20 protein-coding genes are annotated in these 22,875 nt (G+C 47.4%); 5 read left to right on the top strand and 15 right to left on the bottom strand.

All coding sequences use genetic code 11. From position 1 onward, the window contains the following. Positions 1–45: 45 nt before the first annotated feature. Both gdhA and IC612_RS03825 read right to left on the bottom strand, forming a co-directional pair. Entirely contained in the window at positions 46–1,404 is a 1,359-nt protein-coding gene (gene gdhA, locus IC612_RS03830; RefSeq protein WP_194738845.1) for an NADP-specific glutamate dehydrogenase, read from the bottom strand. Positions 1,405–1,674: 270 nt separating this feature from the next. After that, positions 1,675–2,457, bottom strand: a complete 783-nt coding sequence (locus IC612_RS03825; protein ID WP_194738844.1) for a rhomboid family intramembrane serine protease — start codon at positions 2,455–2,457, stop codon at positions 1,675–1,677. A gap of 156 nt (positions 2,458–2,613) precedes the next feature. Here IC612_RS03825 and IC612_RS03820 point away from each other — a divergent pair, with 156 nt between their 5' ends. Then, the gene (locus tag IC612_RS03820; RefSeq protein ID WP_194738843.1) at positions 2,614–3,729 is read left to right on the top strand and encodes a DUF3078 domain-containing protein; all 1,116 of its coding nucleotides are present in this window, start codon (positions 2,614–2,616) and stop codon (positions 3,727–3,729) included. Here the strand turns inward: IC612_RS03820 and IC612_RS03815 are convergent, their stop codons facing one another. From IC612_RS03815 to IC612_RS03805, 3 genes are read right to left on the bottom strand one after another with little or no spacing between them, the layout of a single operon-like run. Beyond that, entirely contained in the window at positions 3,730–4,812 is a 1,083-nt protein-coding gene (locus tag IC612_RS03815; RefSeq protein ID WP_228512854.1) for a mannose-1-phosphate guanylyltransferase, read from the bottom strand. It lies immediately after the preceding gene. 1 nt (position 4,813) lies between these two features. After that, positions 4,814–5,404 carry a SprT-like domain-containing protein gene (locus IC612_RS03810; protein WP_194738842.1) on the bottom strand — a complete coding sequence of 197 codons (591 nt, stop codon included), beginning with the start codon at positions 5,402–5,404 and terminating at the stop codon, positions 4,814–4,816. A gap of 19 nt (positions 5,405–5,423) precedes the next feature. Next, entirely contained in the window at positions 5,424–6,737 is a 1,314-nt protein-coding gene (locus tag IC612_RS03805) for a TolC family protein (protein WP_194738841.1), read from the bottom strand. A 97-nt stretch (positions 6,738–6,834) separates the two neighbouring features. On the opposite strand from IC612_RS03805, the gene IC612_RS03800 reads away from it, so the two are divergent. Next, positions 6,835–8,364: a GH3 auxin-responsive promoter family protein gene (locus tag IC612_RS03800; RefSeq protein WP_194738840.1), complete on the top strand. Its 1,530-nt coding sequence runs from the start codon at positions 6,835–6,837 to the stop codon at positions 8,362–8,364. A gap of 31 nt (positions 8,365–8,395) precedes the next feature. On the opposite strand, the gene IC612_RS03795 is transcribed toward IC612_RS03800, so the two are convergent. Beyond that, positions 8,396–8,995, bottom strand: a complete 600-nt coding sequence (locus tag IC612_RS03795) for a superoxide dismutase (protein WP_228512853.1) — start codon at positions 8,993–8,995, stop codon at positions 8,396–8,398. 229 nt (positions 8,996–9,224) lie between these two features. Beyond that, positions 9,225–11,102 carry a transcription termination factor Rho gene (rho, locus tag IC612_RS03790; protein WP_194738839.1) on the bottom strand — a complete coding sequence of 626 codons (1,878 nt, stop codon included), beginning with the start codon at positions 11,100–11,102 and terminating at the stop codon, positions 9,225–9,227. 139 nt (positions 11,103–11,241) lie between these two features. Here rho and IC612_RS03785 point away from each other — a divergent pair, with 139 nt between their 5' ends. Together IC612_RS03785 and IC612_RS03780 are read left to right on the top strand one after the other, a co-directional pair. Next, the gene (locus IC612_RS03785; protein WP_194738838.1) at positions 11,242–11,631 is read left to right on the top strand and encodes a DUF4293 family protein; all 390 of its coding nucleotides are present in this window, start codon (positions 11,242–11,244) and stop codon (positions 11,629–11,631) included. Between the two features lie 117 nt (positions 11,632–11,748). After that, on the top strand, positions 11,749–13,593 hold the full coding sequence (locus IC612_RS03780) for an ABC transporter ATP-binding protein (protein WP_194738837.1): 1,845 nt from the start codon (positions 11,749–11,751) through the stop codon (positions 13,591–13,593). 2 nt (positions 13,594–13,595) lie between these two features. Here IC612_RS03780 and IC612_RS03775 read toward each other — a convergent pair whose 3' ends face one another. The 7 genes from IC612_RS03775 to rsfS all read right to left on the bottom strand — a co-directional run bounded on the left by IC612_RS03775 (position 13,596) and on the right by rsfS (position 20,983). Next, the gene (locus tag IC612_RS03775; protein WP_194738836.1) at positions 13,596–15,716 is read right to left on the bottom strand and encodes a cation:proton antiporter; all 2,121 of its coding nucleotides are present in this window, start codon (positions 15,714–15,716) and stop codon (positions 13,596–13,598) included. A gap of 6 nt (positions 15,717–15,722) precedes the next feature. Beyond that, the gene (locus IC612_RS03770; protein WP_194738835.1) at positions 15,723–16,292 is read right to left on the bottom strand and encodes a hypothetical protein; all 570 of its coding nucleotides are present in this window, start codon (positions 16,290–16,292) and stop codon (positions 15,723–15,725) included. A gap of 76 nt (positions 16,293–16,368) precedes the next feature. After that, a complete protein-coding gene (locus IC612_RS03765; protein ID WP_194738834.1) occupies positions 16,369–17,022 on the bottom strand; it encodes a phosphatidylserine decarboxylase family protein in 654 nt (217 codons plus the stop codon). A 5-nt stretch (positions 17,023–17,027) separates the two neighbouring features. Continuing rightward, positions 17,028–17,891, bottom strand: coding sequence for a phosphatidate cytidylyltransferase (locus IC612_RS03760; RefSeq protein ID WP_194738833.1), 864 nt, complete (start codon positions 17,889–17,891; stop codon positions 17,028–17,030). 23 nt (positions 17,892–17,914) lie between these two features. Next, positions 17,915–18,496, bottom strand: a complete 582-nt coding sequence (locus tag IC612_RS03755; protein WP_194738832.1) for an LUD domain-containing protein — start codon at positions 18,494–18,496, stop codon at positions 17,915–17,917. A 106-nt stretch (positions 18,497–18,602) separates the two neighbouring features. Beyond that, positions 18,603–20,579: an ATP-dependent zinc metalloprotease FtsH gene (gene ftsH / locus IC612_RS03750; RefSeq protein ID WP_194738831.1), complete on the bottom strand. Its 1,977-nt coding sequence runs from the start codon at positions 20,577–20,579 to the stop codon at positions 18,603–18,605. Positions 20,580–20,614: 35 nt separating this feature from the next. Continuing rightward, complete coding sequence (gene rsfS, locus IC612_RS03745) at positions 20,615–20,983, bottom strand: ribosome silencing factor (RefSeq protein WP_194738830.1); 369 nt, start codon at positions 20,981–20,983, stop codon at positions 20,615–20,617. 86 nt (positions 20,984–21,069) lie between these two features. Here rsfS and IC612_RS03740 point away from each other — a divergent pair, with 86 nt between their 5' ends. After that, a complete protein-coding gene (locus IC612_RS03740; RefSeq protein WP_194738829.1) occupies positions 21,070–21,786 on the top strand; it encodes a biotin--[acetyl-CoA-carboxylase] ligase in 717 nt (238 codons plus the stop codon). Here IC612_RS03740 and IC612_RS03735 read toward each other — a convergent pair. Continuing rightward, positions 21,780–22,874: an LptF/LptG family permease gene (locus tag IC612_RS03735; RefSeq protein ID WP_194738862.1), complete on the bottom strand. Its 1,095-nt coding sequence runs from the start codon at positions 22,872–22,874 to the stop codon at positions 21,780–21,782. The two genes, IC612_RS03740 and IC612_RS03735, sit on opposite strands and share 7 nt — an antisense overlap. Between the last annotated feature and the right edge of the window lies 1 nt (position 22,875).

The following is a 22,875-nucleotide window of genomic DNA, read 5'->3' as shown; positions in this document are numbered from 1 at the left end:
TCCCTGCACGGGGCAGGGACTCTTACTATATTGAAGGTTGTGGGGTTAGACCACACCCTGGGCAAGCATGGCTTCGGCTACTTTTACAAAGCCCGCAATGTTTGCTCCTTTCACGTAGTTTACGTATCCGTCCTCTTCTTTTCCAAAATCACGGCAGGCCTTATGGATCCCGATCATAATTTCCTTAAGTCGTGCATCCACTTCCTCGGAAGTCCAGTTCAAACGGATGGAATTCTGCGTCATCTCCAGACCTGAGGTAGCTACACCCCCTGCGTTGGAAGCCTTACCAGGACTAAACAGTACTTTATTGTCCAGGAAGTAATTGATGGCATCCAGCGTGGAAGGCATATTGGCAGCCTCCGTCACGCACATTACCCCGTTGGCGACTAATTTCTCGGCATCCTCCAGGTGCAGTTCATTCTGCGTTGCGGCTGGAATAGCCACATCACACTTAACCTCCCAAGGTCTTCTGCCTGCAAAGAATTCTGCGCCAGGGAACTGGTTTACGTAGTCTTCTGCGCGGTTGTTCCCAGAGGCGCGCATTTGCAGCATGTAATCCACTTTTTCTCCGGAAATCCCGTCCTTGTCGTAGATGTATCCGTCCGGACCGGAAATGGTAAGCACCTTACCGCCCAGTTCATTCACTTTCTTCACTACGCCCCAGGCCACGTTACCAAACCCGGATACCGCAAAGGTCTTACCCTCTATGCTCTCTCCTTTGGTCTTTAGCATCTGTTCGCAGAAATATACTACTCCGTATCCGGTAGCTTCCGGGCGGATAAGTGAGCCCCCGTAGGCCAGTCCCTTGCCGGTAAGTACACCGGTGAATTCATTGCGGATCTTTTTATACTGTCCGAAAAGGTACCCAATCTCTTTGGCCCCCACTCCGATATCTCCTGCCGGAACGTCGGTCTCCGGACCAATGTGTTTGCACATCTCGGTCATGAACGCTTGACAGAAACGCATGATTTCCATATCGGATTTCCCTTGAGGATCGAAATCGGCGCCCCCTTTTCCTCCGCCCATTGGAAGGGTAGTCAGGGAGTTTTTAAAGACCTGTTCAAATGCTAGGAATTTAAGAACCGAGAGGTTTACGGTAGGATGGAAACGGATTCCGCCTTTATATGGACCAATGGCCGAATTCATCTGTATACGGTACCCACGGTTTACGTGGATTTCTCCTTTGTCGTCTATCCATGGAACTCGGAAAATAATAATGCGTTCTGCTTCGGCCATTCTTTCAAGAAGTTTCATTCCGTTGTATTCCTTCCGTGTTGCAATAAAAGGAATTACGGTGACAGCTACCTCTTTTACGGCCTGAAGAAACTCAGGTTCGTTTGGATTTCGCGCCTCAATTTTGGCTACGAATTCCTGGATTTTTTGATCTACATTATAATGTTCCATGTTAAGTGATAATTATTATTAACAAATTTAATTTTTTTTTTAAATCTCGCAAACATTCTTTTTAATGTTAATGAAAATTCAGCGAAACTAGACAATATTTTTATTAAATTCATAATTAACGCACGAGTGTTAAAGAAAAAGCCATGTTAAGAATAATTTGATGAATTATTAAAAACGGGTTAATAAACCAAAGCGTCAAATCCCCGACGCGCAATCCCGCATCGGGTCGGGCAAATTATTGGCTTTCAGTTAAAAAAAAGCAGAAACGTATCAATCGGAATCCTCCCTTCGGATTTTATCCAGGCGCTTCCAGATGGAGTCTTCTTTTTTCTGCGGCATTTCCTGGTAAAGTTCCGGGGAATTTGCTTTGAACTCCTGCCAAAGCATATCGTCCTTCTCGTTATAGTAATTGGGGAACTCCCAGATATACCGCTTTCTTTTGCTTCCCCGCTTGCGGAATACAAAGGCCAGGGTGGTACCTACCAGGGCGCCGCTCAAATGGCTCTGCCAGGATATTCTGCTGGGCTCTTCAAGACGGTAAAAAAACTCCTCAGGAAATATTCCCCAGATTAAACTGCCGTAGTAAAATCCTACAACCAGGCTTATCGCCATAAGATGCCGCTCTTTTCTAATGACGCCGCTGAAAAAAAGAAAAAAGGCCAGGACATAGACAATACCGCTTGCTCCTACAATGCAGGAGGGTAGGCTGTCCTGAGAAAACAGGGCGATGGGAGGAATGCTCCAGATTAAAAGACCCGCAGCAATCCAGCCCGTGGCAAGAACCTTCCAGGCCAGAGTCGGGTAGAACTGGTAGAGTAAAAATACAAGAACGGCAATGGGCAGGGAATTGCTGGTTAGGTGCTCGAGATTTCCGTGCAGGAAAGGAGCGAAAAGGACGCCCTTGAGTCCTTCCGGGACCAGGGGTATAAGGGCGCCCTGGCAGGTGCTCACGAGCCCTGTGTACTGCAGCAAAAATCCCAGCCACATTAGGGCAACGAGAAGCAAAGGGCGCGTTAGGGCTTTTGGGTTAAGACTAAATTTTTTCAAGACCATTGGTAGATATCAAATCACTAGCCAGAGGAAAAAACAGGTTATTTTGGCATTAGTTGCCATAAAGTGCCTTTTAATCCTTCCAATATTAGTAAAATATTTGGTTGAAGGGGCCTTAGTAAATTGTAATCCATATTTTTGCATCTTAAAATTGGTTGTATGGTGAAAAGATATGTTTTGTTGACGCTAACTTTATCCAGTGTTTTTGTCTCCGCACAGCGCTCCGAGCTGCAACGCAGAATCGATTCTATAGCGCAGAGCAAATGGAATAAAACCCAGCTAAATCTCGACAGTCTTGCCAATCCTGTGCTTGAGACGATTTCCTTGGACCCGAAAGACACCATTGTCGTGCGTGATATTGTGGTTGTGCCCCAAGTGCCCGAGGAAATTCCCTTAACGCCCTTTAATCTTATAAATAACCGCCAGGAAAAGCGTTGGTTTTTCTATGCGCAGAATAACCTGCATTTCAATCAGGCGTCCTTCTCCAACTGGAACTCCGGAGGTAATAACAATATGGGGGTACTGGGGAAGGTCAGTTACAATTTGAGCTTCAAAAAAGACAAACACTACCTGGAAAACATTTTGCAGCTGGGCTATGGCTTTGTAGCCTCCGAAGGGCAGGCCACAAGGAAAACAGAGGATTTCATAAACCTCGCATCCAACTACGGCTACGAGCTGGGCAGGAACTATTATCTTTCCACGGGGTATCAGTTTCTTTCCCAGTTTACACCTGGGTATAACTACGTCGAAACCCCCGATCCGGAATACACCGATCGTATTTCCAAATTTATGGCTCCGGGATATTTAAATGTCGGTGTGGGTATCTCCTACAACCCAAGTGAGGACTTTCAGGTGATTTTCCGGCCGGCCAACGGTAAGTTTACCTTTGTGCTGGATCCAAAACTACAGACCGCGGGAAGGTACGGACTGGAGGAAGACGGACAGAGTGTGCGCACCGAGCTTGGTGCGAACCTTAATTTGCTATACCGACTCAAAATCTATAAGGATGTACATCTGGTAAACCAACTCAACTTCTTTTCCAATTATGTCAACCACCCCGAGCGTGTGGATATTAATTATTCCGGAATGCTTAATATGAAGTTTAACCGCTACATCTCGGCGCTGATTGGAGTGGATGTGCTCTACGACCACGACCAGATACGAAAAACACAGATGAAACAAACCCTGGGTATTGGTTTTACCTACACGATGGGCGCAGAGGGGCAGGCACGGCAGGCAAACAAGAAACTCGTCAAGCCCTTTGTAACCAAGTAGCTACATAAACCGATCGCCTTTCCTTAGGTTCTTAAGGTCCAGTACGTAGTCCTTGATCAGCTGGTCGTTGCTTATCGGGCAGATCAGAAGGGATTTGTCCGTATCCACCACGATGAAGTCCTCCAGTCCATCGATAATGGCCACTTTGTTTTTGCTTTTAAGGCGGATTACATTTCCGTGCGCATTATAGGTGAGTATGTTTTTGGAGTTCAGCGCGTTCTCCTGGGCGTCTTTTTCGGAGTTCTGATACACAGAAGTCCAGGTTCCCAGATCGCTCCAGCCTAAATCCGCAGGTATTACGTAGACATTGTCTGCTTTTTCAAGGATGCCGTTATCCACCGAGATCTTATGGATTTTGGGATAGATCTGCTCAATGCAGGACTGCTCGTCCTGGGCGTTGAAGGGACAGGAGTTGAACTCCTGAACCATATCGGGCAGATATTTAGAAAAGGCCGCGCGTATGGACTGGACATTCCATATGAAGATTCCTGCATTCCAAAGAAAATCGCCGCTTTCCAAAAAAGCCTTAGCAATTTCCAGGTTCGGCTTTTCGGTAAAGGTCTTTACTTTGAAATACGTGTCTTTTTTATTGGCTAAATACTGGATATATCCGTAGCCGGTATCGGGCCTTGTAGGTTCAATACCCATAGTGATAAGATAATCGTTGGTGGAGGCAAGGCTGAATCCCAGCTCCACTTTCTCATGAAACAGCTGCTCTTTTAGAATAAGGTGGTCTGCGGGTACCACCAGGATACTTGCGGACGCATCTATCGCTGCGATTTTGTTGGCCATATACAGGTTGCAGGCAGCGGTATTTTTCATCAGAGGCTCGCCGACGATATTCTCTGGAGCAAGTTCCGGGAGCTGCTGCATGCAGAGCTCTACATATTCACTGTTGGTGATTACAAATATATTCTCGGTGGAAACGATTCCCGAAATACGGTCAAAGGTCTGCTGGATCATGGTCCGGCCTGTACCCAGGATGTCCTGAAACTGTTTGGGATGCTTTATTGTGCTCATAGGCCAGAAGCGGCTTCCAATCCCGCCAGCCATAATCACACAATAACGATTGCTTGCACTCATTCTATTTACGAAGTTTCACGCGCGCCAGGCAGTTAAACCGGTATTTTCTTCCGGTGGCTATGTGCTGGCAAAGATAGTTTTTTTTAAGTTTCGAGAGGGTCAGAAACTCCTCACCCCGGTATTCGAACCGCGTATCGAAACCTAGATCCTCCATATACGCCTCGTTAGGCCCGAGCGTGTTGTACTGAAAATGCCTCACCAGTTCCGGGGAGGCCATGAAATTGGCTTTGGGCAGACGCGCAAAAGAGCGAATGGGTTCTTGCAGCTCTTCGGGGTATTTGTCCAGGGTTTCCAGAAGCATAGAACGAAAGGTCTGCTTCCATTCCTTGCCGTGCGCCCCCACGCGTGGTCCGTAGGTACTGAAGGTATAGAGATGGGCCAGTTCGTGGGTGAGGACAAAGAAAAACAGGTAAGGCTCGAGCGAATGGTTTATGGTGATTAGATGGCCGTCTCCGCGCAGCCTGCGGTAATCGCCGAGTTTGCTTTTGCGGTCTTTGGAAAGTACTATGGTTAAATTGAAATCCTGCGTCCAGTCGTCCACCTGTTCCAGCGTTTTCGAGGGTAGGTAAGGGTCTAAGTGGATGTGTGACATGCAAAAAAAGTATTTTGTATTAGAGCGTGATAGGAACCCCTGCGTAGAAATTCAGCAGCTTTAAACTAAAAAGATAGTTGTATTTTGCCTGTGCTAGGCTGCCCCGCGCATTGACGGTATTGTTTCTGGCGGCATTTAGCTCATAGATAGTACTTCTTCCTGCCTCGTAGCTTTTAAGGGCAAAGTCTTCCGCTAGCTCGGCGCTTTTAACCATACGTTCGGCGCTCTGATACGCCTGGTAATTGCTTTTGGCATCAAACTGAGCGCGCTGCACATTTTGCCGCACTTCCTGTTTTTGTTGCTCCATGTTGTTTTTAGCAAGGCTTTCATTGATTTTGGACTGCTCAATCTGCAGTTTGGTGATTCCCTTGTTAAAGATGGGGATGTTTGCTGAAATGCCCAGCTGCTGCCCAAAATTCTCGGAGTACTGTTTGAAAAAACCCGTATCCTGGCCCCGGTTTAACTGATTGAAATAAAATGTTCCTACCCCGGCGCTTGCCGATACGGAAGGGTAAAGGGCGGTCTTGGTTACTTCGGTCTGCGCTATAGCCGATTCGATGCGCATCTGCGCCGCTTTTATCTGCGGTTGCTGCGCATAGGCGGTAGAGAGAATATCCTGCGCAGAATACAGGGGCGCCTCCACCTGAAGGGAAGACGGTGCATCTTCGATATCAAAGGAGGTATAGTCATCCAGCTGCAGGAGCTGCGCGAGATTGAAAAGCCCGCGCTCAACATTGATTTGGGCCGCTACCGTATTTTGCTCCTCGCGGGCCAGTGCGGCCTGCGCTTCTGCAAGAACGGTTTGGGCCGTAGTTCCTACGCGCGTGGTAATTTCTGCGCGCTGCAAGGTCTGCTGCGCGTTGGTAAGGGCGCTCTGACTTATCTGAACAATTTCTTTACTGAGCAGTACCGAAAGGTATTCCTGCGCGATTTGCAGTGCTATGTTGTTTTTTATGGTCTCTACGTCGTAGCTGGCCGCCTGCAGATCAAGCAGTGCGCGGCGGTAGTTTTTCTCGAGTCTGCCGTTATTGTACAGAAGCATATCTGCTCCTACATTAAGGGAATTATTGAAATTATCGTTTCGCTGTACTAAATTAATATAGCGCTGCTGTCCGAAGCTCAAATTATTGGAAAGGTTGGCAGAAACCCCCGGCAGCCGCTCGGCGCGCGCTATTTCTGTACTCTTTTCCTGCAGTGCACGGTTATAGGCGCTGGATTGCACCTGTAAATTGTTTTCCAGAGCGTACTGGACTGCCCGCTCCAGGCTCCACTTCTCTTGGGCGTGCATACTGAGCGTACTTAAAAATAAAAATAGAGCAAAGATGTTTCTCATTTCGGGCATTTACCAATTAGACGAAGTTTTAAAAATTTTGTTACAATACAATTATTTAAGGGAGTCGCGCCGGATTATTTTTTTATTTTTGTTACCTATGGCAACCAAAGCACTTTTCAACTCTCTGGTCAACTGGTTTATCAAACAACGGATTGACCAGATTCAGAATTTTATCAGTCATCCGATCGATACGCAGCAGGGTCTATTGTTCTCGCAGCTGTACCGGGCGGAAGATACGGTATACGGAAAGCTGCATGGATTTAAAGACATCTCTACCCTAGAAGATTTTCAAAGGCAGGTGCCTATTGTACATTACGAAGATTTCGAGCCGTATATAGAGCGCGCCCGTCAGGGGGAGAAGGATGTATTCTGGCCCGGGTACATCCGCCAGTTTGCCAAGTCTTCAGGAACGACCAATGCCAAGAGCAAGTATATACCGATTTCTGCAGAGAGTCTGGAAGATTGCCACTACAAAGCCGGTAAGGATTTGCTCTCCATTTATGCCAACAACCATCCCGGCAATCAGCTTTTCACCAATAAGAATCTGCGTCTTGGGGGAAGTGCCGAGATGTATAAGGATTTTAACACAAAATACGGAGACCTTTCTGCAATACTGATAGAAAACCTTCCTTTTTGGGTGGAAATAACGACTGTTCCCAGCCGCAAGGTATCGCTGATGAGTGAGTGGGAGACTAAACTTAAAGCCATCGTAGAGGAAGTAAGAACCCAGGACGTGGGAAGTATCACGGGGGTTCCGAGCTGGATGATGATTTTGCTTCAGCGGGTTCTTCAGGAAACGGGTAAACCCGACATCGGTACGCTCTGGCCCAACCTCGAGGTGTTTTTCCATGGAGGAATCAGTTTTAAGCCCTACAAGCAGCAGTACCGTCAGTTGATTGGGCGGGATATCAATTACTACGAGATCTACAACGCTAGTGAAGGGTTCTTTGCCATTCAGGACCGCTTTGGAAGCAGTGAGATGCTGTTGATGCTGGATTACGGGATATTCTATGAATTCATTCCTATGGATGAGTTTGGAAAAAGCACTGCGCGCGTTCTGACCTTGGAGCAGGTGGAAATGGGAAAAAACTATGCGCTGGTGATTTCTACCAACGGAGGCCTGTGGAGGTACGTAATAGGAGACACCGTGCAGTTTACTTCGCTCAGCCCCTTTAGAATTATCATTTCGGGAAGAACCAAACACTATATCAACGCCTTTGGGGAGGAGCTGATGATTGAAAACGTAGAGACGGCTCTGGACAGCGCCTGCAGCAGTACCGGTGCGCTTATAAAGGATTATACGGGAGCCCCGGTTTATATGGACGGAAAAAACTCCGGCGCACACGAATGGATGATTGAGTTTTCTAAGGAGCCGGACGACATGGATACCTTTACCCGGATATTTGATCAGCGGCTTCAGGAGCTGAATTCAGACTATGAGGCAAAACGCTACAACGATATGACGCTACGAAGCCCGATTATTCATGTGGCTACCCAGTCCCTGTTCTATAACTGGATGGCCAGCAGAGGAAAACTCGGAGGACAGAATAAGGTACCAAGACTAAGCAACGACCGGTCCTATATAGACCCCCTCTTGGAACTCTATCACAAAGAGAAGGCCCGCTAGCGGGCCTTTTGGTTTTATGGAGTTGTACGCTCTACGCTTTATTGTACAGCTCTTCCACTTTATCCCAGTTGATCACATCAAAGAAAGATGCCACGTAGTCTGGTCTCTTGTTCTGGTACTTAAGGTAGTAGGCATGTTCCCAAACGTCTATTCCTAGGACAGGAGTTCCTTGGCATTCGGATACAGGCATTAATGGATTGTCCTGATTAGGCGTGGAGCACACCTCAACGGAGCCGTCCGGCATTTTGCAGAGCCATGCCCATCCAGAGCCGAACCTTGTCTTTGCAGCATCGGAAAACTCCTGCTTGAACTTTTCAAATCCGCCGTAGTTTTCTAGGGCTTGCTTGACATTTCCCACCGGCTGGCTGCTTCCTCCAGGCGTAAGAATTTCCCAGAACAAACTGTGGTTGTAATGTCCGCCTCCGTTGTTGCGAACGGCCGGCTTGTCGGTTCCTTTCTTGCAAATTTCTTCGATAGTAAGGCCTTCCAGTTCGGTTCCTTCGATCGCTTTATTGAGATTATCCACATAGGCTTGATGGTGTTTGCTGTGGTGGATTTCCATAGTCTGCGCATCGATTACAGGCTCCAGCGCCTGGTATTGGTAATTTAATTTAGGTAATTCAAAAGGCATAATGTTTAATTTTTATGTTTGACCCTAATTTAAGGAGAATAGTGGGGCTTTCCAATTTTGCTCAAGTACTTTAATATATCTTTAACATAGATAGAAGCACTTATGTCCTCGTAGGAAGCGCTCCTAGTGCAGAGGGCTCGCTGCCCTCTACCGCATAAAAAAGTCCGGAACCTTCTTGATTCCGGACTTTATTTTTAGCTAGCAGGTGCTTGCTTCATTAAAAAGCGCCCTATTTATTCATGGACATTAAGAACTCTTCGTTGCTTACCGTCTGACGAATGTTTTTCTGAACGAATTCCATCGCTTCGAGTGGATTCATGTCCGAGAGGTATTTTCTTAGAATCCACATACGCTGCATAGTAGTCTCATCCAAAAGCAGATCGTCTCTACGGGTACTGGAAGCGACCAGGTCAATGGCAGGATACACCCGCTTATTGGCAATCTTTCTGTCCAGTTGCAGTTCCATGTTTCCGGTACCTTTGAATTCTTCAAAGATAACCTCGTCCATTTTGGAACCGGTATCAATAAGTGCAGTCGCTATGATGGTAAGAGATCCCCCGCCTTCAATGTTTCTTGCGGCACCGAAAAAACGTTTCGGCTTATGCAGCGCATTAGCATCCACCCCACCGGAAAGGACTTTTCCGGATGCGGGAGTAACGGTGTTGTACGCTCTTGCGAGTCGGGTAATGGAGTCTAAAAGTATTACTACATCGTGTCCGCATTCCACCAGTCGCTGCGCTTTTGCCAGTACTAAGTTGGCTACCTTCACGTGCTTATCTGCAGCCTCGTCAAAGGTAGAGGCGATGACCTCTGCATTTACGCTGCGTTCCATATCGGTAACCTCTTCAGGTCTTTCGTCGATAAGAAGCACCATCATGTAGGCTTCCGGGTGGTTTGCAGAAATAGCATTGGCGATATCCTTTAAAAGCATCGTCTTACCGGTTTTTGGCTGGGCCACAATCATGGCGCGCTGGCCTTTTCCAATAGGGGCAAAGAGATCCACAATCCTTGTCGAAAGGGTGGACCCTTTGGCCGTCAGATTGAATTTTTCTTCCGGAAACAAAGGTGTCAAGTATTCGAAGGCTACCCGGTCCTTGATAAAGGCCAGGTCCCGGCCGTTTACTTCCAGTGGTTTCTGCAGGGAGAAGTACTTTTCCCCTTCTTTTGGCAGGCGCACTATACCTTTTACCGTATCTCCGGTTTTAAGGCCGTAGTTGCGGATCTGCGCCGTAGATACATATACATCGTCGGGCGAGGAAATGTAGGAGAAATCGGAAGACCGTAAAAATCCGTAGTTGTCCGGAAGGATCTCTAGTACGCCCTCGATGGTAACAAGGCCGTCAAAATTAAACTCTTTTCGGGTTTCTGCGCTTTCCCCTTCTGCTTTGGAAGCGCTTCCATTCTGCTCCCTTTTTTGTCCGTGCGCTCCGTTATGCTGCCCATGGCGCTGCTTGCCCGCTGCCTGGGGACTATTAGCGGCTCCTTGCGCTGCAGGGGAATTTTGGGAAGTATTTTGGGGTTTTGCCGTACGCTGGTTTTGCGGCTGCTTGTTCTGTGGTTGGGTCGGCTCGGAAGGAGCCTCAGAATTAGGGGTCTCTGGTTGCGGTTCTGAAGGTGCCTCCTGAGTTTGTGTGGAAACCTCCCCGGCCGCTTCGGGCTTGTTGGGTAGGCGCTTACGTCTTGATTTTGTATTCTGCTGCGCGGGGCTCTCCGAGGTACTGCCAGACGCTGCAGCAGGTGGAGTGGCAGGTTTTTCTTTTTCCGCCTCTGCATTGTTGCTTGGCTCAGGCGTTTCCTGCTCGCTGCTTATGATCTGGGGCGGTTGGCTAGTAATTTCCACCGCGTTGGATTTTGTCTTTTTAGCAGCTGGTTTCTTGGCTCTGGACTTTGCAGGGGCTGCAGGCTTTTGCGATTCCTCCTGCACTGGAGCGGGTTGGTTCGCGTTATAATAGTCCTTTGCGATTTTGGGGTTGGAAGCTTGGAAGTCTAAAATGGCAAAAACTTTGTCGTTTTCTGTGCTGCTTTTAGGTAATTTGACTCCAAATTCCTTGAGTATAAGTGCCAATTCCGCATCGGATTTTGACCTTAACATTTCAATGTTGAACATAAATTGTCTATGTAGAAAGTATAGTTAAATGAGTGTGAGTAAGAAAGTTAAGTCGGACGACTTTTCTTTGATGAATCAATTATCATGCAAATCTACATTAATTTTTGAAAAATGCCAAAAAATGTGGTATTTTTGCCTTATGTTGCAACGAATACAAACAGTTTGGATGGGAATTGCCGTACTTGGTTCGGTATTTCTTTTACTCACTGCGCAGGACGTGGATATTGCAGGAAGTAACTTTCCGGTAACCATTGCCTCCGTGCTACTTGCTGTAACAGGATTTTTAAGTATCCTAAGTTACAAGCAGCGAAAGAGACAATTAATGCTGAATCAGATCGGCATTTTTATAAACGTTTTGTTGATTGGTGTACTTATTTACTGGCTGCTAAATTTATCTGGAGGAATTTCTATTCCTGAGAAAGGTATTGAGCTTTTGTTTCCTGTAATCTCTGTGGTTAGTCTTTTTATTGCCAGCCACTACATTAAGCGGGACGAAAAGCTTGTAAAATCTGTAGACAGACTTCGGTAACCTGACAACGATTTTTTTTGAGTGTAAGCGGCCTTCTTTGGGCCGCTTTTTTCGTGGCATTGCCTTCTAAATGCTGCTGGTAGTATTTTTTGTATTTTTGCCTCTTATTATTATTCGATGAAACCACTGGACCGCATCCTTTATTTTGCCAAGCCGCACCAGCGGTACCTGTATCTGAGCATCCTGTTTAATATACTTTATTCGGTCTTAAATATTTTCTCTGTAGCCACTATGCTTCCCATCCTGGGGCTTATGTTTGGCACTATGGAGCGCGTGGATACCTCGGTGGCTCCCTCGTACAGTGGGAACATTGGTGATTATTTCAATTATTTGAAGGATCTGGCGTACTACTCGATTCAGCGCAGTATGGATCAGTACGGCGCTGTGCAGGTTCTTGCGGTACTTTGCGCCATTACGGCAGGGGCCTTTCTTTTACGAAATATTTTCCGCTATCTGGGGGCTTTTCTTTTAGTGAATTACCGCGTGAAGATCACCCGGGATTTACGAAGCGCGATGTATACTAAATTCCTGAATTTGCCGGTAAGCTTCTTTACAGAACAGCGTAAGGGCGATATGATGTCGCGCATCTCCAACGATATAGGGGCGGTGGATAACGGTATTATGGGAAGCCTGGTGGATGTGGTGAATTCCCCGTTTATGATTCTTACCTCTTTGGTAACTTTGTTTTTTCTTTCCCCGGAGCTTACTTTTTTTTCCCTGCTGGTTTTTCCCGTGATGGGATGGATTATTTCGGTGGTAGGCAAGAGCCTCAAGCGTCAGGCAACCTCGGCGCAAGAAGAACTTGGAAATCTCTTTTCCCTTGTCGATGAGACGCTGAAGTCTTCCAAAATCATCAAGATATTCAATGCGGACAGGATCCTTACCAACCGTTTTGAGAAAACCACCCAGCGGTGGCAAAATTTTGCTATTGGCATGAGCCGCCGAAGAGAGCTTGCCTCCCCAATGAGTGAGTTTTTGGGATCGGTGACCATACTTCTCATTACATGGTTTGCAGGCGTACAGATTATTACGGAAAAATCCATGGATCCGGAAACGTTTCTGGTATTTATAGCGATATTCTTTCAGATACTCGATCCCGCCAAGAAACTCTCCAACGCTATTTCTTCCATTCAAGGGGGTATGGCCAGTTTGGATAGGGTCTCTGAAGTGCTCGACTACGATCTTAAGGTAGGGGAAAGCGCAAGTCCTATAGATCCTAAGGGCTTCCACGAATCTATTATTTTTGATAAGGTAGGGTTTTCGTACAATCCCGACGGTGGGCGCACGGTGCTCGAGGATTTTAATCTGACCGTATACAAAGGAATGACCGTAGCGTTGGTGGGACAGAGCGGGAGCGGAAAAACCACAGTGGCCAATCTTTTAACCAGGTTCTACGACGTTACATCGGGCGCGCTGCTTTTGGACGGAATCAATATTAAAGAACTGGATCTGAAGAAATACCGCGACCTGATTGGAATGGTCACCCAGGAGTCGGTGCTTTTTAATGATACCGTCTACAATAACATTCTTATGGGAAAGCAGGACGCCACGCAGGAGCAGGTCTATCAGGCAGCGAAAATTGCCAATGCGCACGAATTTATTATGGGGCTTTCGGAAGGCTACCACACCAACATTGGCGATGACGGAGGAAAATTATCCGGAGGTCAGAAACAACGCGTATCCATTGCGCGGGCCGTACTGAAGAATCCGCCCATTATGATCCTGGATGAGGCTACCTCCGCACTGGATACCGAAAGCGAGCGCATGGTGCAGCTGGCGCTGGAAAATATGATGGAGAACCGCACCTCCCTGATCATAGCGCACCGTCTTTCGACCATTCAGAAAGCGGACCTTATCCTGGTAATGGACCAGGGCCGGATAGTGGAGCAGGGGACGCATTCGGTCCTGTACAGTCAAAACGGTATGTACCGCAAACTGGTCGATTTACAGAATTTCGGATAGTACTATTTAAAGAGTTTTTCTACCAGATCGGTAATCTGTTGGTAGTCTTTGATTTCGCGGTGCAGTGAATTTCCCGGCTCCGTGGTAGAAGACGGCTCCTGCCTTGGATACAGCAGCAGGTAGTTGGTGTTTTCAAACTGCTTTTGCAAAATATTGGGAATACGGTGCATGGCCGTTTGGTAGGAAACATCCCCGGGGCGTGCCATTACCGAGATAAACGCCTCGTCGGGTTTTATTTTAGCGCAGAGCTCTTCCACCAGATTCCAATCGCTCAGGACAATAAACTCGGCATCGACGGTTTTCTTCCGGCGTATGCTTTCCAGGATTTTAAGGTTCTGCTCTGTGGAATAGAAAAGTGCTTTGGAGCCTGCATTTTTTGATAGGTTCCATACTAAGGAGAGCACCTCGAGAAAATGCTTCTGGTCGAAGGCGCGCGGAGGAATGAGCACATGGTTGGTGGCAATTGTGGAGATGGGTTGCTGCGCATGGTAAATCCCAATATTGACCCTGTTATTTCTTAAGTACCCATTATACAGGTTATAGACAAAGGAAGGCGAGAAGCCCCGTTCGGGCGCTACACCTATAAAAAGGTCGGTACTATTATGCTCTTTGATTTCATTGCCGATGCCGTGGATTACATCCGAGTCGTATCTTCGCACGGTCTCAATGGTAATTTCGGCCGCGGCACCCACTTCGGTAGCTTTGTTTAGCAGGCGCTGGGCATTCTTTTCCTCAAGGACATCTTCGGTGCTATGGGTAAGAACCGAAAGGACGTAAATAGGCTCCTTATCGGAGCTGCTGCGGGCGTAGTTCGCCAAGTTAATGAGAGGCTCCACAGTGCTTTCGTAGTAGGTTGCCAGCAGAAACCTTCTTTTCCCGGAATCTTCCGGCAGCTGGGACTGCTCTTTTGCAGCAACAGCCGCGGCGCTTTTCTGCGTTGTGAAAGAAGATACGGTACAGGAAACCAAAATCATCAGGATGCTTCCGTTGAGTATATGTTCATTAAGTAAACGTATAGGTTCTCCCGATTCGGTCTCCCCCAATATGATGTTGTAGCCCACCAAAACGGCCGCCAGTGTAGCTGCTGCAGAGGCAGTAGAGAGTCCAAAGATGAGCCTGCCTTCGTCGCGGGTCAGCCGGAATGTCTTTTGGGTAGCCACGGAGGCCAGATATTTTCCGGCCATGGCCATAGTGGTCATTATAAGGGCGACTTTGATGGTTTCAAAATTCTTTATAAACGCCCGAAAATCAATAAGCATCCCCACACTGATAAGGAAGAAGGGAATAAACAGGGAATTGCCCACAAAATTAATGCGGTTCATCAGGGTGGAAGAATGGGGAATCAGCCGGTTGAAGGAAAGGCCTGCCAAGAATGCCCCTATGATAGGTTCGATGCCCGCCAGGGCTGCAAAGAGTCCCCCCAGGTAGATCATTACCATCACAAAGATAAACTGCGCTATTTTGTCGTCCACTTTCTTGAAGAACCATCTTCCCAGAATCGGAAACCCCACGGTTACTACTGCTGCAAACACGGCCATGGATATACTTAGCTGGGTCCAAAAGGCGGTGTTTACCTCTCCCTGAACGATACCCACGCATACGGCCAGAACCAGCAACGCCATTATGTCGGTAATCATGGTACCCCCTACCGTTATATTCACGGCCCTGTTCTTGACCAGATTAAGCTGGCTGACCATAGGGTATGCAATCAGTGTATGGGAGGAGAATATACTTGCAAAGAGAATGGAGGTAAGCCAGTTGTACCCTAGCAGGAAGTGCCCTGAGAGTATTCCAAGAGCTAGGGGAAGGCTAAAGGTATAGAGACCAAAGGTCATGCTTTTCCATTTGTTCTTTTTGAATTCTTCCAGATCGATCTCCAGCCCCGCCAGAAACATAATGAACAGCAGCCCGGTAGTACCCAGAACCACTACGCTGGAGTCCCGGGGAAGAACGTCCAGACCATTGGGTCCAATAAGTGCCCCGGCAATAATTAGTCCCAGCAAATGCGGGATCTTTATTTTATTAAGCAGCAGGGGCGCCAGTAGAATTATTACTAAAATCAGCAGGAATTTCAGCAGTGGATCCTCCACGGGCAGCGAAAAATGGATTGAAGAGAGAAGCATAATCGTTTACTTGACGCGGTTAAGCTCGATGGTAAATAGCGAGGTACACTCCTTTCCCTTCTGCAGCGTGCGCCGACCGGTGAGTCGGTCCTGCTCCAGACGATCCAGAACAATTTCCATTTGCACATCGTTTTGGGAACTGGGCGCACTGTCCACTAATGAAATTTTTTGGTTCTCAATGGTTCCATGATAGATTCGCTGGCTTCCAAATTTATTTACATTGATTGCAATGATTTTTCCTTTCTCAGCACGCAGGATCCACTGGTCAATGCGCGTATCGCCTACGGCATGCTCCGGGCAGGTAGATTCCGTGCACACCATCTTACCGTTCCAGGGGCCCTCTATCTGCTTGGAAAGCTGGAGGGCCAGAAGCGAATCCTTTTCTTCAAGGAGGCTGTCGCGGTTTTTCAGCTGGGATTCGTACTGAATTTGTTTACTTAGGAGAAGGCTTTCCTTTTTCTTTAATTCTACGCGCTCTTTTTCCAGTAAGCGGGACTGCTGGGTTGTGTTTTCCTGACAGGAAATAACTCCCAGCATCAGTGTGCAAAGCGCAGCAATAATGTACCTGTATAGCATGGATAAAAGATACAAAAAAATGCCACGTATGCGTTTTATGCATTTGTGGCATTATTATACAAAATATGCAGGTACTCTAGGACTGCATCTTGGCGATAATATCTATTCCTCCTTTGGTCTTGTCGCCGATCTTACAGAGTATCTCCGTATCTAGCGGTAAAAACACATCCATACGGGAGCCGAATTTAATAAACCCGAACTCATGTCCTGCTTTGGCCTGGTCCCCTTCCTTGCAGTAAAAAACAATCCGACGTGCTACGTACCCTGCAATCTGGCGAAATACTACGGTGTGGTCCGTCCTGCTCTGTACTGCCACGGTTGTGCGTTCGTTCTCAGTAGAGGATTTTTCGTGCCATGCGACTAGGTACTTCCCGGGATGGTATTTCTTATAGGTAACCTGTCCCGATACCGGATAGCGGCATATATGTACATTGAGCGGGGACATAAAAATAGACACCTGGATGGCCTCGGATTTCAGTATCTCCTCTTCGTACACTTTTTTGATCATAACGACTTTTCCATCCACCGGAGCAATTACATTTTCGTGGTGCTCGAGTATTTCGCGTTCCGGAACCCTAAAGAACCAAAATACCAACCCGTAGAGCACCAGAAGTGGCAGGAGTACTAGAAGAGACCAGCCCTCAAGAAAATAAACCGCCAGAAAGGCAATAAGTGCGAAGGAAACGGAGGCGACAATAAGCGTACCGCGGGATTCTTTATGTAGTTTCATTTTTCTTACAGGATATAGTCGATGATAAAGTACAAATATACAATAGGTGCACAAATAATAAAACTATCAAGACGGTCCAAAATGCCTCCATGCCCAGGAATGATGTTTCCGCTGTCTTTTACTTGAAAATGCCTTTTGAGTTTACTTTCAATAAGGTCCCCTAAAGGGGCAAAAAGCGCAGTGAGCACGCCAACCACTATCCAGTTTGCGCGAAGCTCCGGAAAGTTCAGCTCGATCAGGTAGCTCATCGCCGCGGTCAGTACTGCGCCCCCGGCAAAACCCTCCCAGGTTTTGTTCGGGGAGATGCTCGGTGCCATTTTGTGCTTTCCGAAGAATTTACCGGTAAAGAAGGCAAAGGAATCGCTGGACCAGATAAGAATAAAGAGCATAAAGGCTTCCAGGCTTAAATCGCTGTGGTATGCTTCACTGGGAAGACCCAGTGCAAAACCAAAGGGAAGAGCAAGGTAGAGCACCAGGATGAGAAGTTTGTTGAGCGGACTGTTTAGTTCCCGCGTAAAAAACAGAATCGTAGCGGCCCCCACCCCAATAAGGCCCAGGGAAAGCAAGTCGCTCAGATCGGGTTGGTATGAAAAACCCTGGGTAAAATACCTCCTGGAAAAAAGAAAGTACACTACCAAAACCAAGGGAACCGCCGCCATCCGGTGCCACCCCTGAGGGAATTTAAGCACACGAATACCCTCAAAAAGAGCCACCAGGAGCAGTACGGTCATAAGTCCATAGTACAGGTAAGCTGGTTTTAGGGCTATGTCTTCGGGAAGCACATGGGCGGAGAGCGGAGTAGTGCAGAGAATTATCAGTGCACCGTAGAGTAGGCCGGAAAGGGATCTTTGCAACAGATTCTTGTCCAAGGGAGTGTATTTAAGATTTAGTATTAATCCTCTAAAAGCAGAAGGAATAATTTGGTTTGGTCTTTGTTGGGCGTGTCGAGCTTGGACTGATTACCGCTTATGGAGGTGAGGTTCTTTAAGGTACCCCTTCTTTTCACCTTCATCATCGCATCCCCCAGGTTGCTTACAATTTGGGAGACATTGGCCATCAGGATGATTTTCTCCGGAAGACGCGAGGAATGGTAATGCAAAATATTGTTGTGGGAGAGCATGATTCTTCCGTCGTAGGCAATCAGGTACTCGCAGGTAATGAAGGCCGTGTCGTTTTCAGGCAAGAGCTCGCTGCTGTAGGATACATTCAGTACGTTTAAGAAATTCTTCAGGTCCGGATCACAGCAGAATACACTCCTGGCATGTTCGAGTTTTAGTATCTGGCTAAGGACCTGCAAGGCTTCGGCCTCGTCCTGGCAGTAATTGAAATAGCCCCCCGAGTGGGTGAACAGTTGAGCAAATTTATAGTCCAGGTCGGCATTCTTCAGCTGATCGCCCAGTTTGACTAAATCGTCTTGCTGGTCAACTTCAGGCTGATTCAGAATTTTACCGACAAATTTTCTAAATAAGCTCACTCTTTCTTAGGGATTTAGTAATAGTATAACAAAAATAAAGATTATTTAATGAAAAACAACAGATACTGAAAAATCCTGACTTGAACTAAGTCAGGATTTAAAGTATTTATTGTTCCAGAGTCTGGTCCGGGTTCAGCACATTTCCGTGGCTGGTCGGATCCTCGATACTGGTCACCGGGTGCTCGGTAAGTTCCGGGTCCCAGGCTCTTTTTCCAAAGATCTCCTCCAGGTCCTCGCGGAAAATCACTTCCTTTTCCAGTAGCTTGCCTGCCAGAGCATCGAGTTTGTCCCGGTTTTCCGAAAGGATCTGCAGGGCTCTGGTGTACTGGTTTTCAATGATCTTAGAGATTTCCTCGTCAATGGTTTTTGCCGTCTGCTCCGAGTAGGGTTTACCAAAACTGTATTCACTTTGTCCCGAACTGTCGTAGTAGGAGATGTTTCCTACTTTCTCGTTGAGTCCGTAGACGGTCACCATGGCCTGCGCCTGTTTGGTGACCCGTTCCAAATCGGAGAGTGCGCCGGTGGAAATGGTTCCAAAAACAGTTTGCTCTGCGGCACGTCCCCCCAGGGTCGCACAGATTTCGTCAAACATCTGTTCGGTGGTGGTAAGGGAGCGTTCCTCCGGAAGGTACCATGCCGCCCCAAGGGACCGGCCCCTAGGTACGATGGTAACCTTAAGCAGCGGCGCTGCATGTTCCACGAGCCACGAAATCGCAGCGTGTCCTGCTTCGTGGTAGGCCACCCTTTTCTTTTCTGAAGGCTTAATCGCCTTGTTTCGTTTCTCCAATCCTCCGATAATACGGTCCACGGCATCGAGAAAATCCTGTTTGGTGACACTGTCGTGGTTGTTTCGTGCAGCGATCAGAGCTGCTTCGTTACATACATTGGCAATATCCGCTCCACTGAACCCTGGCGTCTGCTTTGCAAGGAATTCGCGGTCAACGTTTTCGTCGAGTTTAATCTTGGAAAGGTGAACGTCGAAGATCTGGCGGCGTTCGTGCAGTTCCGGCAAATCTACATAGATGGAGCGGTCAAAACGACCCGCGCGCATCAGAGCCTTGTCCAGAATGTCTGCACGGTTGGTTGCAGCCATCACGATCACATTGGTATCGGTTCCAAAACCGTCCATTTCGGTAAGGAGTTGGTTAAGGGTATTTTCACGCTCGTCGTTCCCTCCGGTAATGTTTCCTCGGCCTCGGGCACGTCCTATGGCATCGATCTCGTCAATGAAAATAATCGCAGGACTTTTGGCTTTAGCCTGGGCAAAGAGATCCCGTACGCGGGAAGCTCCTACTCCTACAAACATCTCCACAAAATCGGATCCGGAGAGCGAGAAAAACGGCACCTTGGCTTCTCCAGCCACTGCCTTGGCAAGTAGTGTCTTACCGGTTCCCGGAGGCCCTACCAAAAGTACTCCTTTAGGAATTTTTCCCCCAAGACGGGTATACTTATCGGAATTTTTCAAAAAGTCCACAACTTCCTGTACTTCCTCTTTGGCTCCTTCCAGACCGGCCACGTCCTTGAACGTCACCTGTACTTTATCTTTTTCGTCGAAAAGCTTGGCTTTGGATTTCCCTATGGAAAATATCTGTCCGCCCGGGCCTCCGCCTCCACCCATGCGTCGGAAAAGAAAGAAATAAAACAGCCCCAGAACGGCTACCCAGATCAGTACGGAGAATAGAATCTCAGTTATCGGGTTTTTCGCCGTAGTGTAGTCCATGCTGGTTTTAATTGCTGGATTGGCCTGTTTGATTTCCCGGTAGTTTTCTAAAAGAAAGGTCTTGTCTCCGAAGGAGAAAGAGTAGTCCGGCCCGGTGGAAGGGTTAAACGCCGCGAAAGGATCGCTTTGCTTTTTCGCCCCGGCACTGAGTTCGGCTTTGGCTTCCTTGGTTAAAAATACATCGGCTTTGTTTACATCGTTGTATACTAGCACTTCCTGTACTTTCCCTGCCTCGACCAGTTCGTAAAATTTTTCTTCATCTATTTTGGGTCCTTCCGAACTCGAAAACATGGGCTGTAAGAATATAAAGAGTATTACAGCAATAGCTATCGGGAAGAACCAATTAAATCCCTTATTGTTCATGGTGTGATTTTCTAACGGTTTTGGAGATTAGGTACTTAAACTTGTTCCTCTACTATGGTGATTTTTGCATCGCCCCAAAGCTCCTCGATATCGTAGTATTCCCGGGTCTGCTTCTGAAACACGTGGACTACTACCGATACATAATCCATAAGTACCCACAGGGCATTGTCCGTACCCTCTACGTGCCAAGGTCTTTCCTTGAGTTCGTTACGTACTTTCTTCTCAATATTTCCCGAGATGGCATTTACCTGAGTGTTGGAGTTTCCGCTGCAGAGAATAAAGGTTTCCGCAACCGAATTTTCAATGTTGGTAAGATCAAAAATCTTGATGTCTTCGCCCTTGGTATCCTGGATGGCTTCGACTATTTTATCTATTAATAGTTGTTTTTGTGTAAGTTTATTCATTAAAAAAAGGTATAATCTGCAAATTTATTGTTTTTAGTTGGTACTTGGCCCTAATTTAGCGCTTTCAACTCATAAATTTTTCTTAAATGTCCGAGCTTCATTACGTTTCCAGTTGTAACTCTACCAACGATCTGTTGGAGGAATTCATCCCACCGGGCGCCTCCTCCGCCGGGCTTTATACGTTCTGCCAGCTCCAGGGCCGCGGAACCTACGGCAACCACTGGGAAGGGGGCACAGCGCAAAATACGGCTCTTAGCATTGCCGTGGAGAGCAGTCCGTTTCCCTGGTCTGGATTTTTATTCAATTACCGTACCGCCGTACTATTGCGTGACTATTTGGCAAGTGCTGCGGATCTTGAGGTGGCGCTTAAATGGCCCAATGATTTGGTGGCAGGAGGAAAAAAAGTGGGCGGGATACTAATAGAGAAACGGGCATGGCACGGCAGGGGGTACTACATCATAGGCGTGGGTATCAATGTACTTCAGAGGGATTTCTCTTCCCTGCCGCAGGCGAGTTCCCTTAGCATTGAAGCAGGTCGGGAGTTTGATCTCCACGCCTTTACCAAGGACCTCTACCGGGCTGTGGTTGAGGGGCTTTTTTTTCGCCCTTCCGAGCAGGGGATTATGCGCGCGTTCAATCAGGTATTATTCCGAAAAGACCAAATCAGTGTATTTGAAGCGCAAAGCGGGGTCAGACAAAATGGCATCATACGCAGGGCTCTGCCCGATGGTACACTGCTGGTGGAATTGGAAAAAGAAGGCACAAGGCAGATACGCCACAAGGAGTACAAACTGCTTTACTGATTGGCTCGTTTGAAATAAAGCAGGGCCGCCAAAGGGCCAAATACCAGATTGGGGATCCACATGGCCAAAAGCGGTGGGAGTACATTGTTTTGGGATACTACCTTAAGGGCTTCAAAAGAAAACACAAATACAAAGGCCAGAGCGATTCCAATAGCCAGATTGCCCCCGATCCCTCCGCGTTTTTTCTGCGAGGAAAGAGAAAGGGCCAGGATTGTCAGGATTATAATGGAAACCGGCATAGAGGTCCTCAGGTAGAGCTCGTTAAGGAAAAAATTAAGGTTGCTGTTGCCTTTCTGTTTCTCCTGTTTTATTAGCGCCAAAAGCTCGGGCGTAGTCTTGGTCTGGCCCAGGAGCTCATCGGGGAAGAGTTCCTGGGGGGGATGTCCTAGATCCAGGTCCTTTTTTTCTCCGCTGCTTAGTTTTTCCTTGCCGTCTTTTCCTATGTGGCGCTCCAGATAGCCAGTGATGGTGAATTTCTGCTTTTTTTCCTCCCAAAAGATCTCATTGGCCGAGATCTGATGCAGGAGTTTTCGTTTGTTATCAAACTTTTGCAGCACCATGCTGCTTCCGCGCTTTTCCTTGCGGTTGTAGTTATTGATAAAAATATAGGAGGTGGGCGAGAGCTGCGTGGCGATCTCAGTATTGCCTAAGATCTTTTCCCGTGAAGCTTCCCCCATGGTATAGGCCTCGAGCTTGTTTTTCTCCGTATTGGCCCAGGGCAGCAAAAAGTGGTTGGTGGTAAGGGAAAACAGTGCAATCAGTCCCGAGGCAATGAAGTAGGGGCGAGCGAAACGGTGAAAACTGGCGCCGCTGCTGATAATGGCTACGATCTCGGTGTTGTTGGCCATTCGGGAAGTAAAGAATATCACCGAGATAAATACCAGAATGGACATAAAAGTTATTATCAGGTAGATCATCCAAAACGGATAGAAATGAACCAGAAAATATCCTACCGTAAAGCCATTGGATTCAATCCGTGGGGATTTACTCTGCACGTCAATAACCACCACAATGATGGAGAGAAGCAAAAGCATAAAGCCCAGGGTGCCCAGGTATTTTTTTATGATGTATTTATCAATCGTGGTCAGC

The organism is Planobacterium oryzisoli (assembly GCF_015354315.1).
In the GTDB taxonomy this organism is placed as follows: Bacteria; Bacteroidota; Bacteroidia; order Flavobacteriales; family Weeksellaceae; genus Planobacterium_A; species Planobacterium_A oryzisoli.
This window is presented reverse-complemented; position numbering and strand designations above follow the sequence as displayed.